General features: G+C 75.9%; 11 protein-coding genes. 3 read left to right on the top strand and 8 right to left on the bottom strand.

What is annotated here, in order from left to right:
- Nucleotides 1-19 precede the first annotated feature (19 nt).
- The 3 genes from IMZ35_RS20340 to IMZ35_RS20330 all read right to left on the bottom strand — a co-directional run bounded on the left by IMZ35_RS20340 (nt 20) and on the right by IMZ35_RS20330 (nt 2,673).
- Nucleotides 20-709, bottom strand: a complete 690-nt coding sequence (locus IMZ35_RS20340) for a DUF4232 domain-containing protein (RefSeq protein ID WP_199442727.1) — start codon at nt 707-709, stop codon at nt 20-22.
- Nucleotides 710-872: 163 nt separating this feature from the next.
- The gene (locus IMZ35_RS20335) at nt 873-1,562 is read right to left on the bottom strand and encodes a hypothetical protein (protein WP_199442726.1); all 690 of its coding nucleotides are present in this window, start codon (nt 1,560-1,562) and stop codon (nt 873-875) included.
- 52 nt (nt 1,563-1,614) lie between these two features.
- Nucleotides 1,615-2,673, bottom strand: a complete 1,059-nt coding sequence (locus IMZ35_RS20330; RefSeq protein ID WP_199442725.1) for an amidase family protein — start codon at nt 2,671-2,673, stop codon at nt 1,615-1,617.
- A gap of 269 nt (nt 2,674-2,942) precedes the next feature.
- Between IMZ35_RS20330 and pgfA the strand changes: the two genes are divergently transcribed.
- Nucleotides 2,943-3,944: a cell envelope lipid trafficking protein PgfA gene (gene pgfA / locus IMZ35_RS20325; RefSeq protein ID WP_199442724.1), complete on the top strand. Its 1,002-nt coding sequence runs from the start codon at nt 2,943-2,945 to the stop codon at nt 3,942-3,944.
- 4 nt (nt 3,945-3,948) lie between these two features.
- Here the strand turns inward: pgfA and IMZ35_RS20320 are convergent, their stop codons facing one another.
- Complete coding sequence (locus IMZ35_RS20320; RefSeq protein WP_199442723.1) at nt 3,949-4,656, bottom strand: class I SAM-dependent methyltransferase; 708 nt, start codon at nt 4,654-4,656, stop codon at nt 3,949-3,951.
- A 137-nt stretch (nt 4,657-4,793) separates the two neighbouring features.
- Between IMZ35_RS20320 and IMZ35_RS20315 the strand changes: the two genes are divergently transcribed.
- On the top strand, nt 4,794-5,972 hold the full coding sequence (locus tag IMZ35_RS20315) for a glycosyltransferase family 4 protein (protein WP_199442722.1): 1,179 nt from the start codon (nt 4,794-4,796) through the stop codon (nt 5,970-5,972).
- Here the strand turns inward: IMZ35_RS20315 and IMZ35_RS20310 are convergent.
- The 3 genes from IMZ35_RS20310 to IMZ35_RS20300 are packed head-to-tail and all read right to left on the bottom strand — an operon-like array spanning nt 5,901 to nt 8,845.
- The gene (locus IMZ35_RS20310; RefSeq protein ID WP_199442721.1) at nt 5,901-6,977 is read right to left on the bottom strand and encodes a hypothetical protein; all 1,077 of its coding nucleotides are present in this window, start codon (nt 6,975-6,977) and stop codon (nt 5,901-5,903) included. The genes IMZ35_RS20315 and IMZ35_RS20310 overlap by 72 nt on opposite strands.
- Nucleotides 6,978-6,981: 4 nt before the next feature.
- A complete protein-coding gene (locus tag IMZ35_RS20305) occupies nt 6,982-7,137 on the bottom strand; it encodes a hypothetical protein (protein WP_199442720.1) in 156 nt (51 codons plus the stop codon).
- 4 nt (nt 7,138-7,141) lie between these two features.
- Nucleotides 7,142-8,845, bottom strand: a complete 1,704-nt coding sequence (locus IMZ35_RS20300) for an MmpA family trehalose lipid delivery protein (RefSeq protein ID WP_199442719.1) — start codon at nt 8,843-8,845, stop codon at nt 7,142-7,144.
- A 59-nt stretch (nt 8,846-8,904) separates the two neighbouring features.
- On the opposite strand from IMZ35_RS20300, the gene IMZ35_RS20295 reads away from it, so the two are divergent.
- Complete coding sequence (locus IMZ35_RS20295) at nt 8,905-10,176, top strand: lipopolysaccharide biosynthesis protein (protein WP_307868464.1); 1,272 nt, start codon at nt 8,905-8,907, stop codon at nt 10,174-10,176.
- Here the strand turns inward: IMZ35_RS20295 and IMZ35_RS20290 are convergent.
- On the bottom strand, nt 10,101-14,186 hold the full coding sequence (locus tag IMZ35_RS20290; protein ID WP_199442718.1) for an alpha-(1->3)-arabinofuranosyltransferase: 4,086 nt from the start codon (nt 14,184-14,186) through the stop codon (nt 10,101-10,103). The genes IMZ35_RS20295 and IMZ35_RS20290 overlap by 76 nt on opposite strands.
- Nucleotides 14,187-14,188: the final 2 nt, after the last annotated feature.

The following is a 14,188-nucleotide window of genomic DNA, read 5'->3' as shown; positions in this document are numbered from 1 at the left end:
GGACGCGGCCACGTGCGGGCTACCGGCCGCCCACCGACTTCACGGTGAGCAGCGGGCCGCCCACGTCGCCGCTGCACGTGCGGCCCTCGCGCGGCAGGAACATCGCGGCGGTCTCGCCCGGCGGGTAGATCCGCAGGCCCTTCACGTCGACCGGCTTGCACGTCTCGGCCGGGTACGGGTCCGGACTGGTGACGAGCAGCCAGTCCGTCGTGCTCGCGCCGGGGGCGAGGGTGACGGCCTCGGTCACCCCGCCCTCGCGCGCGGCGGGCAGGCCGACCTGCTGGCCGTCGTCGCCCGTCACGAAGGACACGCCGGGGAAGCCCTGCATCGTGCAGGTCCGGGAGCCGGTGTTGGTGAACTGCAGCGTCGCGTCCGACTTCTGCATGCCGCCCCCTCCGCCGTCCGGGCCCGGCGCGACGGCCAGCTCGGAGGACTTGCAGCTCGTGTCGGACGTCTCCGTGCTGCCGGTGTTCCCGCTGTCGGCGTTTCCGCTGGCGGTGTTCTCGCTGCTGGTGTTCCCGCTGCCGGCGAGCGGGGTCGCGCTCGTGCTGGCCGGGGCGGCTGTGGTCGTGGGAGAGCTGGAGGTGAGCGTTCCGACCGTGCTGGCCTCCTGCGCTTCTCCGCCGGTCGACGGTGTGCCGCAGCCGGCGAGCAGGGCGATGCCCGCGGTCGTCACCAGTGCGGTGTTGAGCAGAGCTCGTGTGCGCATCGTGGTCCTTCCTGGTCCACGAACCGGTCGGGTGAGCGACACCGATGTCACGTCCCCGACGCCACCTCGACCGGTCCTCGTGGAGTTCGTGTACCCAGCACGGCCCCGCTTCTCCACCCCCGTCGAGAGATTGCGGAGTATTTCCGGCTGCGCGACCGGCGCGTCACGGACGTCTGTCCACCACGAGGGAACCGAGACCCGCCACGCCCTCCACCGCGTAGCGGTCGCTCGCGCCCGCCCACTCCGGCTGGCTCAGCACGGTTCCGCCCGCGATGCCGGAGCGCGCCACGCCGTCGACGGTGGCCCCACCGGCTCCGCCGGTCAGCTCCACCTCCACCGGCGCGTCACCCGTCAGGTGGAGCGCGACCGTGCTCGCGCCACCGGTGAGCCGCACGGGCAGCGTTCCGGCCGGGCGCGGGAGCGCCGCCTCGACGCGGTCGCTGCCGCCGCCGATCTCCAGACCGGTCAGCCGGGTCGCCGTCACGTCCACGGTCTTGCTCTTCGCGCCACCGGTCAACCGGATCGTCCAGGTCACGGCCGAGCTGACGGAGATCGTGACGTCGGCCGCCCCGGAGCGGTCGCGCACCGGTCGCAGCCCCAGTCGCACCACGTCGTCGTCCTGCTCGTCGTGCAGGAACGGCTCGACCCCGGACCCGTCCGGGGTGCGCACCCGGTACAGGTCCTCGCCGAGGTCCGCCGCCTCCACCCGCACGGAGTCCGCGCCCGCGGCCAGCTCCAGCACGGCCGCGCCGACGCCGTCGCGATCGGCCCGCACCACGTGCCCGTCCCCGTCACCCGTGCAGCCCGCGGCCACCAGGGCGCACACCACCAGCGCGCCAGCTCGCACTCCCACGACCGGACCTCCTCACCTCGTCGGCGCGGGTGTACCCGCAAGAGGCGCGCGGTCAACCCCGCGCTCGGGGAGGGACCGCGTCCTGCTCGATCAGCGCGGCCAGGGGGAGCAGGACGGCCTCGGCCGCCGGGGACGCGGTGAGCTGCACCGGCAGCGCGTGCCCGTTCCCACCGCGACCGGCCGGCACCGACACGGCCGGATAGCCGCTGACCCTCCACAGTGGAGCGAACGGCGCGCTCGCCGGGTGCGGGCCGCGGCGGGAGGTTCCGGTGTGACCCGGTGTCACCAGCACGTCCAGCCCGTCGAACATCCCGCCGACCACGTCGCGCTCCGCGGCGGCCACCCGGCGGCAGAGGCCCCGCAGCGACGCCGGGACGACCCGGTCGAGCAAGGCGAGCTCCTGCGGCGACGCGGTCAGGTGCGGTGCGAGCAGGACGCGCGCGCCCGCGGCGAGTCGTCCGTCCGAGTCGCGGACCTCGTGCCCCCGCAACGACAGCAGCGCGGCCACGTCCTCCACCGCGTGCCGCATCACCGGTCCGGTGCGCGAGTGCAGCGCGAGTCCGCGCAGCGACACGCCGATCCTCAGTGGACGGTCCGGGACGGCGAGCGCTCCCGTGCCCAGACCGTCCAGCACCAGCGCCACGTCGGCGCTGCGCGCGGCGATCACCCCGGTGCGCGGCCCGCCGCGCGGCAGGTGCGGCTGGAAGCCCACGACGCCGGAGACGGCGGCCGGCGTCCGCGCGCCGAGCGCGTTCCGCGCCAGGACGGCCGACGCGCACCCGCTCGTGACGACCCGTGCCGCGTCCGCCGCGCGGGTGCGGCCCAGCACCACCGCTCCCGCCGCGCGCAGCGCGGGCACGGCGGTGGCGCAGCCCTCCTCGACCGCGACGGGCACGCCGAGCAGCGGACGCCGGTCGCTCGCGGCGAGCAGCCCGTCCGCCTCCGCCGCCGCCTCGCGGGCGCCGGGGACGTCGAGGTCGCCGAACACCTCCGGCTCGCGCGAGATCGCGCGCAGCGTCACGTCGAGCAGGTGCGCCGCGCTCGTGCCGCCGGAGCGCAGCAGGCGCGATCGGGCCGCGGCTCCGAGGCGGTGAAGTTCCGAGTCGTCCACGTGTCTCGTCTCCTCCGGCTCCGTCGCCGGTCGTCGTCGAGCAGGTCTGGTCGTCGGTGCGGTGCGGCGGTCGCCAGCCGGACGCTTCCCGTGCGGCTGAACGGATGCGCGTCCGCGGGACCGGGTGGACGCACCGCCCGTTCAGCACCGGTCAAGATGACCCGAGTCACTCCGATGTCCGTCTTGCGCTGAGGTTACTGTTGGGTAAGTTACGTGCCACTGTGACGTCTATCTCACTCGGCGTCTGGGTCTCGCAACGAGGAGGACCGGTGCGACGTGTCGTCGGGCTCGTGCTGATCGGCGTCGGCGTCTTCGCCCTCGCGCTCGGGCTGCTCCTGCGCTTCTACGTCTACCCCTCGCTGGCGGTGGTGCCGCTGGAGCAGAAGGTCGAGTCCGTCGCGCGGGGCACGGCGACCGTGTTCTACACCGGGGACATGACGCTGCGGCGGAACGTGGAGCTGACCGCGACGCGGAAGGTGGAGAGCAACCTGACCCGCCCCGACGTGGTGAAGGACGGCGACGTGATGGTGTGGGACCAGGGCCTGCTCGTCACCGACCAGCGGGGGACGACGATCTCCGCGCTGGAGCACCGGGTCTGCCTGGACCGGCGCACCAACGCCGCGGTGGAGCGGTGCTCGGAGTCCTACGTGACCGAGAGCGAGGCCGGTCCGACGCAGGCCGACCGCGACGTGGAGCAGAGGGGGCTGCACTACAAGTTCCCCTTCGGCACCGAGCGCCGGGACTACGAGTACTTCGACACGACGCTCCGCACCGCGACCACCGCGCGCTTCGAGGCGGAGGACGTGGTGAACGGACTGGAGGTCTACCGCTTCGTGCAGGACGTCCCGACGACGAAGATCCGCGAGCAGGAGGTGCCGGGCGACCTGGTGGGCAGCGACGAGCCGTCGGTGCGGGCCGACCGCTACTACCAGAACACCCGCACGATGTGGGTCGAGCCGGTCAGCGGGATCATCGTGAAGGGGCGGGAGCAGCAGAAGCAGACCCTGCGCGGGCCGGAGGGCACGGAGGGCACGACCGTGCTCGACGGCACCCTGACGTTCACCGAGGAGACGATCGTCGACTCGGTCGCGCGGGCGGAGGACAGTCGCGGGAAACTGTTCCTGCTGCACACCGCCGGTCCGCTCGCGCTGATTCCGCTGGGCGTCGTACTGGCACTGTTCGGAACCTTCGCGCTGATCACCGCGGCGCGGGCGGGCAAGCGCGACCGGGAAAACTCTCCACCCGATCACCTCGCCGCCGGCGGGCGCTGACCGATCACCTCCTCCGGAGCACGAGGACGAGGTTCCACGACGCGATCTCCCGGATCACCGGAACGTGGACGACCCACTTCGCCCACCACGGGTGGTACCGGGGGAACGTCGTGACGAGTTCGGCGTCCGCGCAATTCCTGGCCCATTTCTGAGCGGTGGCGACGCGGACCGGGAACAGGGTCGTGCCGAAGGCGTTCTTCGGCTCGCGCCCCGTTCTCGCGAGGTGGCGGCGGCGTGCCCGGTGGCCCCCCAGGTAGTGCCACGGGGCCGTCTCGTGCCCGCCCCAGGGGGAGAACCACGGCGTGAAGGAGACGAACACGGTTCCGCCCGGCCGGGTCGCGCGGATCATCTCGGCGAGCATCGTCCAGGGCTCGGCGACGTGTTCCAGCACGTTGGAGGAGTAGCAGACGTCGACGGACGCGGTGCGCACCGGCAGGCGCGTGCCGCTGGCCCTGATCATCCCCGGCTCCGGAGCGCCCCGCGCCGACAGTTCGCCCACGTCCGGGTCGAGGCCGACGTAGTGCGCGCCCGCCGCGCGGAAGGCGCGCGCGAAATAGCCAGGACCGCCGCCCACGTCCAGCAGCACGGCACCTTTCAGGGGCGTGAACCGCGCGAGTTGGCGCACCGAGTCCTCGGCCAGCGTCGAGTAGAAGTGGTCGGGGTCGGGCTGTTCCCGGAGAAATGCGCGGAAAAGACGGACCGAGCGCTCCATTGTATCACCGCGACCATTGTCTGTACGGTGGTCCGAATCGGTTCCGGTCATGACCGTTCCCCATTCCTGCGCTAGCATCCAGGACTGATACCTGTCGGTAACCTAGCACCGCCGACTACCGTGAGGGAGATTTCCCGATGGCACGTCGCAGTGACGACCGGCCCACTGTTCTGCTGGTCAACCGGCGCGACACCAGACATCCGGAGGGCGGCGGTTCCGAGCGGTACGTCGAACGCGTCGCCGAGGACCTCGCGCTGCGCGGCTACCGGGTGGTCGTCCTGTGCGCGGCGCACGACCGGGCTCCGGCGGGGGACTGGGTGGCCGGGGTGCACTTCCGGCGCATGGGCACCGGGTTCACCGTCCACCCCCTCGCGCTGCTGGCCATCGCCCGCGCGCGGGCCGACGTCGTGGTGGACGTGCAGAACGGGATGCCGTTCTTCAGCAGGCTCGTCGCGCACTGCCCGGTCCTGGTGCTGGTGCACCACGTGCACCGCGAGCAGTGGCGCAGCGTCCTCGGGCCCGTCCTCGGCAGGATCGGCTGGTGGGTGGAGTCCCGCCTCGCCCCGGTGGTCTACCGCACCTGCCGCTACGTCGCGGTGTCCGGCGTGACGCGCCGGGAGCTGGCCGCGCTGGGCGTGGACCCCGCCCGCACGGTCGTGGTGCCCAACGGGCTCGACCCGGTGCCGCCGGTCGCCGCGGTGCCGGGAGAGCAGCCGCTGCTGGTCGCGGTGAGCCGCCTGGTGCCGCACAAGCGGCTGGAGCACGCGATCGACGTCGTGGCGCGGCTGCGCGAGCGCTGGCCGGGGTTGCGGCTGGAGATCGTCGGCGGCGGTCCGTGGCGCGAGGTGCTGGAGCGCCACGCGCGGGAGCGCGGGGTCGCCGACGCGGTGACGGTGCACGGCTGGACGGCGGAGCAGGACAAGCACGAGATCCTGGCGCGCGCCTGGGTGCACCTGTGCCCGTCGGTCAAGGAGGGCTGGGGCATCGTGATCGCGGAGGCCGCCGCGCACGGCGTGCCGACCGTGGCCTACCGCGCCGCGGGCGGGGTCGCGGAGGCGATCGTCGAGGGGCGCACCGGGCTGCTCGCCGAGGACCTCGACGACTTCACCGCGCACGTCGAGACCCTGCTGCGGGACCGGGAGCTGCGCCTGGCGATGGGCCGGGCCGGGCGGGAGCGCGCCGCCGGGTTCAGCTGGGACGACAGCCTCGCCGCGTTCGAGCGCCTCGTCCGCGGCGTCGGCGGTCTAACCGCGCCGCGCCGCCGCGTCGTCGGCGCCGGGGCAGGCGCCGCACGAGCGCACGAGCCGGTCCAGTAGCTCGGCCGCGGCGGCGTCGCCGAAGTCCCTGCGGCGTGCCCGCAGCGTCACGGTCGTGGTGCCGCCGGTGGTGACCGCGCCGAAGGCGACGCCGGAGCGGCCGGTCGCCGCGGGGTGGAACGCGAGGGAGCGCACCGAGCCGCCCGCGTGCACCACGCCGAGGTTCGACACCAGGAACGTCGACCCGAGGCGGCCGGACAGCGCGCGGATGCCCGCGCGGGCCACCCGGCTCGACGACGGCGGGAAGTCCGGTTCCGGCGCGGCGGCGGCCAGCAGCGCCCGCACCCCGCTCTCGTCGGCGTGCTCGTCCAGCGGCAGCCGGAAGAACGTGCTGTCCAGGCGCGGCACCGGGTGCGCGCCGCCCCGGCGGGCCGCGCCGATCCCCGCGACGACCCGGCGGCTGCGCGCGCCGTGCTCGGCGTTCCAATCCCGCGTCGTCGCGGCGGCGGCCACCGCGAGCCGCGCCGTGCCGAGCGCGCGGCGGGGGAGCCGCCGGGACACGAGCACGTCGCCACCGCCGCGGCCGTCGCGCGGCGCGATCCGCGCCGGGGGAGCGAACAGGGCCTCGCCGAGGCGGCGCACGGCCGACAGCGCGAAGGACCGCGCCGGTGTCGCGTCCCGCACCCCGGCGGCCTCGCTGCGCACGGGCTCGCCGAGGGCGAGACCGAGCAGCGCCAGCAGGCCGAGGCCGTCGACGGCGCCGTGGTGGGCCGCGATCAGCAACCGGTCGCCGGTCGTGGCGAGGCGCAGCAGCGGATCGCCGGGCCGGTGGGGGAGGTCGGCGAACGAGGCGCGCACGTCCGGCCAGGCCGCCGCGCCGGGACGCAGCACCGGCGGTGGCACGCCCAGGTGCGGGTGCTCGGCCGTCGCGGCGGTCACCCGGCGCAGCACGGCGGGCGCGTCCACCGGTGAGGTCAGCTGCGCTTCGAGCAGGATGCTCCACGACGCGTCGGGATCGCCGTAGAGGCCGACGACCGTGCGAGCGCGATCCGACGCGCTCGTCATCCGATCACCGCGTGCCGTAGTCGATGACCTCGGGCTCCGTCCGCTGCTCCAGCTGCACCGACGAGTCGGGGTCGTTGACGCCGACGAGCGCCGCGCCCACACCGCCCGCGACGCCGAGCCCGGCCAGGACGACGATCAGCACCGCTACCGGACCAGCCACCGGATCACTCCTTCGTCGCAGTACCAGGACGTGGGCGCAGACCGAATCTACCGACGGGTAACCCGCGCCACAACAGCGCGGCGCAGATGACCGCCCACGCCGCCGCCCAGGACAGCGCCACGGGTGCTGCCGCTGGACCACCCGGCCCAGCCCCCACTGCTCCGGGCACCCGGTAGAGCGTCAGCCACGGCCCGTCGAACACCCGCTCCAGCCGGGCGAGCGTCCGCCGCGGCAGCGGACCGGGAGTGCCGTGCTCGACCAGCACCCAGCCGACGCCCGCCGCCGTGAGGTCGCCGTCCTCCCGCAGCAGCGCGCCCACCCGCGCCGCGCGCTCGTCCTCGCCCCCGACCACGACGCCGCCGACCCGCAGCGAGTCGTCGGTGATCGTGGTGCGCGGCAGGAACCGCGGAGCCGGGTCGAGCTGCGTGCGCCCGTCGTTCCAGGCGAAGCGGCGGAACGCCGACAGCGGCAGCACGGCCACGTCGCCGGGCCGCGGATCGTGTGCCAGCACGGCGTGCACGGCCGTCCAGTCAGCCGGGGGACGCACCGGTTCCAGACGGCCGAACCCTCCCCACGCGAGGTCCGGGAGCAGGGCGATCGGCAGCAGCGCGCCCGCGGCGGCGACGGCGGCCGACGCCCGCCCGCGCACCCGCTCCCGCGCCGTCTCCACGGCCAGCGCGAATCCCAGCGCGAACGGCAGCGCCCACCACGCCACCCACTTCTGCGCGTCCCGCAGCAGTCCGGCGCCCGGCACGTGCGCGCTCGCCCAGCGCAGCAGGTCCGCGCCACCGGGCAGCACCGCGAGCACGGCCAGCAGCACGCCCGTCGCGCCCAGCGCGGCGAGACCGGCGACCGGCGAGCGTCCCCAGCGCCGCGCCAGCACCCGCAGCCCGGCGAGCGCGGCGGCGACCAGCGCGACGGTCAGCACCGGCAGCGCCGGGTTGGCGCGGCTGACCGGCACCACGTCGGCGTTCCAGATCCCGCCCAGCCCCAGCACGCTCAGCACCGGCCCGCCCCAGTTCTCGGCCCGCGCGGCGAACGCGGCCACCCCGGCCGGGTCCGACAGCGCGGGGTCCGCGCGCAGCAGCGACGGCACCCACCAGGGCGCGTTCAGCGCGACGGCCAGCGCCAGCAGCGCGGGCGCGGCGCGGCGTCCGGCGAGCGCCAGGGCCACACCGAGCGCGAGCAGGCCACCGGGAGCCGACAGCAGCGCGGGCAGGCTCGCCAGCACCAGGCCCGCGAGCGCCCCGCGCTCCTGCCGCCGCACGCGCAGCGCCGCCGCGGCGACCCACGGCAGCGCCGCGCACCCCAGCAGCAGCGTCCAGTGCCCGAGGAACAGCCGTTCCGCCACCAGCGGGTTCCACGCGTAGGCCGTCGCCGCCGCGATCCGCACGCCGGTGGACGTCGTGGGCACCAGTCGCCCCGCGCCGAGCGCCGCGCCGAAGACCGCACCGGCCAGCGCGAGCCGCTGCACCACCTCGCCCGGCACGACCAGCGAGGCCAGGCCCACGACAGCGTCCACCGGCACCGCCCTGGGCAGCGCCGAGCCGAGTCCGAACGACGCGGGCAGCAGCGGCTGGCGCGGCGTGAACACCATGTCGTGGACCAGGACGAACCCCGGTCGCAGCAGCGGTGCGAGCACGGCCAGCGCGAGCAGCGCGCACACCAGCGGCAGCGCCGCCCCGTGAGCGCACGGCGGCGCTCTCACGCCGTTCCCCCGGCCCGTCCCGGTCTGTACAGTCGCCCGCACCGCCGAACCGCCGCCCGGTGACACCGGAGGGAGCCGTGGTGGACCACCGCGCGACCGGCCGCGTCGACGGCCTGCTCGTCACCGCCGGGCTGTTCGCGGCCAACGTCGCGAGCTACGCGTTCACCGCCGTGGCGGCCCGTGCGCTGACCCCGGCGGTGTTCGGCGAGTTGAGCGCGCTGCTCGCGCTGCTGGTCGTCGGCATCGTGCCCGCCGTGAGCCTCCAGACGGCCGTGGCGCTGCGGATCGCCCGCGCCGGCAGCCGCGAGACCCCGGCGCTGCTCGGCCTCGGCCTGTCGGTGGCGGTGGGCTGGACCGCCCTCGGCGTGCTCGTCGCGCCCGCGCTGGTGCCGCTGCTGCACCTCGACGGCGTCGCGCCCGCGCTGTGGCTGGCCGCGTCGCTGGCCCCGCTGACCGTGCTCGGCCTGTTCCACGGGCTCCTCCAGGGACGCCGCCGGTTCCGGGCGCTCGCCGCGCTGGTCTGCCTGGAGGGCACGGGCAAGATCGGCGGCGGCGCGGCCGGGCTGCTGCTCGGCGGCTCGTCGGAGGCCGCCCTCGCCGGCACCGCGTCCGGCTCCGCGGCCGTGGCGCTCGTCGGCTGGCTCGTCTGCGGCCGTCCGCGCCCGGCGCGGCCCCAGCGGCACAGCGCGGCCGAGGCGCTGCACGCCGCGCAGGCGGTCCTCGCGCTGGTGCTGCTGGTGAACCTGGACCTGGTGCTCGCCCGCCACCACCTGACCGGTCCGCAGGCCGGTCAGCACGCCGTGGGCTCGGTCGTCACGAAGATCGCCTACTGGCTGCCGCAGGCCGTCGGCGTCCTCGCGCTGCCCCGGCTGGCCGATCCGGCCGCGCGCCGCGGGGTCCTGCCGCTCGCGCTCGCGGTGTGCGCCGCGCTGGACGCGGCCGTGGTGCTCGGCGCCGCGCTGTTCGGGCCCGCCGCGGTCGTGCTGATCGGTGGCGGGGCCTACGCCGGGACCCCCGTCCCGGTGTGGTGCTTCGCGCTCACCGGTTCGTTCCTCGCGCTCGTGCAGCTGCTGCTGTTCGCGGCGCTGGCGGGCGCGGACCGCGGCGCCACCGCCGCCGTGTGGCTCGCCGTGGGCCTGGAGATCGTGCTGGTCGCGGGGTGGCTGCACGACTCGCCCGCCGCCGTGGTCGCGGCGGCGTGCGTCGCGACCGGCCTGCTCGTGCTGGCCGGCGTCGCGCTGGAGCACCGCGCCCGTCAGCGCTCCTCCCCGGCGAACGGCCCGAAGCAGGAGGACACCACCGCGGACACCGCGATCAGCAGGGCGCCCTGAGCCCACGGCCCGTACGCCCACTCCTGGCCGTGGCCGAGCAGCCGCCCGGTCACCGCGACGGCGCAGGCGGCGACCGTCGCACCCAGCACGACCAGCCGCGGCGCGGTGGGGAAGAACTGCCGCAGCAGCAGCGTCGCGATCAGGGCCACCACCGGGGCCATCCCGCCCAGCACGCCCAGCAGGACGACCAGCGCGACCTGCACCCAGCGGCTCGTCGTGGGACGCACCCCGGGACCGCTCGGCCGCCGCACCGGCAGCGCCACCACGGCCAGCAGGCCCAGCGCCGACGCGCCACCGGCGAGCAGCCCGGCCCGGTACTGCGCGTCGGGGGCGAACTCCAGCCGCACCGCGCCGCCCGCGCCCTCGGGCAGCACCCACGCCTGCTGCCACCCGTCGACGCGGGTGCGGGCCAGCTCGGTCCCGTCCAGGGTCGCCCGCCAGCCGTCGTTGGCGTTCTCCGGCACGACCAGCAGCGCGCGCGGCCCACCGGCGACGGCGACCTCGCGGGAGGTGGCGTCCCAGCGCAGCACCCGCGTCTCGCGCTGGACGATCCGCGGCTCCGCCCACGAGGCGGGCCGCAGCCACACGTCCTGCACCACGAACGACGCCGACCTGGTCGTGCTCAGGAAGTGGTCTCCCTCGCCGAGCTCCAGCGCCTGCGCCAGGTCGTCGTCGCACGACGTCGCCGGCAGCACGCGGTGCGCGGTGACGTCGGCGAGCGTGCCGCTGACGGACGTGGTGATCCGCTGGCCGTCGACCTCGATCTCCGGGCCGGAGCCGCACGGCACCGTGAACGGGGTCTCCGGCGGCAGCGGCGTCGCCCGGTCGGCCAGCGCGGGCAGGGTCAGCTCACCGATGCCGCCCGGCGCGCCCGCGTCGCCGCCGCTGCTCTCCAGGACCGCCACGTCCAGCCGGTCGGTGGCGATCGGCTCGAAGCGCGCCACCCCGTCGGAACCGGTGCGCACCACGACCTCCCGGCCCGGCGCGCGCAGCTCCAGCTCCACCGGGCGGCGACCGGACGGCGGCGCGGCCAGCCGCAGCTCCGTCAGCGACCGCTCACCCGCCCAGCTCAGCGACAGCACCGGCCGCAGGTCGGTCACGTCGGGCAGCCACGCCGTCGCCGGGTCACCGTCCACAGCGGACAGCGCGCCCGCGGCGACGTCCCCGGCCAGCGCGGAGGAGGCGCTGACCTCCAGACCCGGCAGCCGCACCGGGTTTCCCGCGCCCGCCGCCGCCACGACCGACGCGGCCACCCGGAACGTGGCGGGGGCGTCGGTGCGGAACAACCGGGCGACCCCGGAGTGCTCCTCCCCGAAGCGCGACAGGGCGGCGTCGCAGCGCACGTCGTCCTGCGCCCGGTGGCAGGCCGGGCGGAACTGGCCGCCGCGGGTGAAGGAGAACGCCGGCGTGGTGCCTGGCGCGTCGTGCGGCACGCGCAGCGCCCGCTGCGCCGCGGTGCCCGGCAGGCTCAGCTCGGCGATCCCGGCGTTGCCGTCGCGCCGCCCCGCCGACATCTCCAGCACGGTCACCCGCACGGTGCCGGTGAGTCCGGGGGCGATCGGGAACGTCGCCGGTCCGCCGCCCGCCGGCACGTCGTGGTCCGACGACCCGGTGGCGGTGGTGATCCGGACGCGGGTGACCGGCCAGCCCACCCGCAGGTCGTCCACCATCCGCACGGTCACCCCGGTCAGCTCGCGCGGGGTGTCCAGCTCCACCTCCAGCCACTGCCCGACCGGCCCGGTGAAGCTCGACGAGTGCCAGGCCGACCCCGCGTCGCCGTCCACCGCGGCGAACGGCGCCGTGGCCGGGTCGATCGCGCCCGCCGCGTCGGCGTAGCCGCTCGACGTCGAGGCCCGCACGGCGCGGACGCCCCGGTACTCCGCCACCGTCTGGTGCCGCACGTCGGGGAACGGCGAGACGTCCAGCGCGGGCCGGTCCTGACGGCTGTCCTCCCGCGCGGTCATGGTCTGGCCCAGGTTGTCGGCGACCCGCCCGACGTTGCGCTCGCGGCGGCGCAACCCGTCGGTGACGAGCCACCCGCCGTCCGCGGCGTCGTCGCGCTCCCCGGCCAGCACGCTCGGCTGCTCGCGCCGCAGCAGACCCTGCGACAGCAGGGGGAGCAGCGACTCGGGGCCACCGCTGACGATCGGGACGGCGCTGGTGGCCACCGCCGTCACCAGCGGCACCGGCCGCCGCACCTCGTAGACCTCCAGCGCGTGCCCGGTGACCTCGCGGTCGACCGGGCTCGTCAGCCGCTGGTCGGCCATCGCCACCACCGGCCCGAACTCCGCCACCCGCTCGACGCCGGGAGACGCGGCGAGCCCACCGCGCAGCACGGCCAGCGGCGGCGCCTCGACGGCGGTGCGGTCGACGTCGTTGCGCAGCAGCAGGAAGCGGTGGCCCGAGCGGGCCAGCAGGTCGGCCAGCCCCGGTGAGCCGCGGCCGTCGGCCAGGGCCTCGTGCACGGCGTCCATGAGCCTGGTGTTGCCCTCCGAGCCCAGCGGGACCTGGTTGCGCACCGCCCAGGGCGCCTCCGCGAGCGCCTGCGCCGGCTCGTCGACCGTGCGGCCCCACGTGTACTGGCCGAAGCCGGTCGCGGGCAGCAGGAGCGTGCGGGCGTGCGGGTCCTGCTGCCCGAGCCACGACATCGCCTGCCGCCAGTGCTGCGGCACCTCCGACCAGCCCGTGCCGGGGCGCAGCGTCAGCAGCCACGCCGGTGCGGAGACCACCAGCACCAGCAGGGCCGCCGTGCCCAGCCGCAGCCGTCGCCGCCACACCGGCGGCACGGCGCGCAGCCCGCGCGGGGCGCGCAGGTCCAACCCGTGCGCGAAGCCCAGCACCACGCACAGGCGCAGCACCGGCTCGAACTTGTGCACGTTGCGCAGCGGGGCGAGCGGGCCGTCCAGCAGCGCCCGCACCGGCTCGGCGAACGGACCGTCGAGCGATCCGACGTGCCCGACGGTCAGCAGGGTCAGTCCGACGACCGCGCCCAGCACGAGGAAGCGCCGCTCCGGCAGCTCGGCCCGGCACAGTCCCACCAGGCCCGCGGCGGCCACGGCGGCCGTGCCCGTCATGAGCAGCGGGTCGTCGATCAGCAGCCAGCCCGCGGGCCACCACGGCGTGCCCCGCACGACGTAGGCGACCCACTGGTCGGTGCCGCGCAGCACCTCGAACAGCGACAGCGGCGCGGTGGTGTTCACGGCGGACTCGACGTAGTCCAGGAACGGCAGGCTGTAGCGGCCGAGCAGCAGCAGCGGCAGGATCCACCACAGGCAGACCGCGAGCACCGATCCGCACCACCACAGCACCAGCGCGCGGTGCCGCGCGTTCCAGACGCGGGTCAGCAGCCACAGGCAGGGCAGGACCAGCGCCATCACCACCATCGCGCCGTTCGTCCCGCCGGTGCACAGCACGGCGAGCGCGGACAGCCCGGCGGCGCGGCGCGGGGAGCCGACGCGGTCGGCGGTCACCAGCGGCAGCACGACCCACGGCAGCATCACCGCGGGCAGCATCTCCGCCGACAGCGGACCGATCTCGGTGAGCACGCGCGGGGCGAGCGCGTAGGCCAGCGCGGCGGCGAGGCGGGTGGGCTCCGAGCCGACGCCGAGCGCGCGGGCCAGCAGCAGGGCGCCGGTGAACGCCGCGCACAGCAGCAGGGCGCACCACAGCCGCTGCACGATCCACGGCGGCACCCCCGCGAGCTGGCCGACCGCGAAGAACGGGCCCATCGGGAACAGGTAGCCGTACGCCTGGTTCTGCAGCTCGCCCGCGGCCGAACCGGGGTTCCACAGCGACAGCGCGCGGCGCAGGAAGCCCAGCGGGTTCACCGCGAGGTCGAGCTTGGTGTCGAACGTGGTCGCGCCCGGCCGCTGGAGGAACGACACCACCACGAGGGCGAGCGACGACCACGCGGTGGGCGATCGGTGCGGCCTGCGCCACCACCGGCCGGTCGAACCGCGCTGGTCACCCCGCCGCACGCTCGTCCCGCTGATGCCCGCAGAAGTTACCACCG

Origin of the sequence: Umezawaea beigongshangensis, assembly GCF_016464305.1 — a bacterium.
Lineage (GTDB): Bacteria > Actinomycetota > Actinomycetes > Mycobacteriales > Pseudonocardiaceae > Umezawaea_A > Umezawaea_A beigongshangensis.
This window is presented reverse-complemented; position numbering and strand designations above follow the sequence as displayed.

Excerpts from the sequence above, each read along its gene's own strand:
- IMZ35_RS20340 (WP_199442727.1), bottom strand. The coding sequence starts at position 709 with ATGCGCACACGAGCTCTGCTCAACACCGCACTGGTGACGACCGCGGGC.
- IMZ35_RS20320 (WP_199442723.1), bottom strand. The coding sequence starts at position 4,656 with ATGGAGCGCTCGGTCCGTCTTTTCCGCGCATTTCTCCGGGAACAGCCC.
- IMZ35_RS20315 (WP_199442722.1), top strand. The coding sequence starts at position 4,794 with ATGGCACGTCGCAGTGACGACCGGCCCACTGTTCTGCTGGTCAACCGG.
- IMZ35_RS20310 (WP_199442721.1), bottom strand. The coding sequence starts at position 6,977 with ATGACGAGCGCGTCGGATCGCGCTCGCACGGTCGTCGGCCTCTACGGC.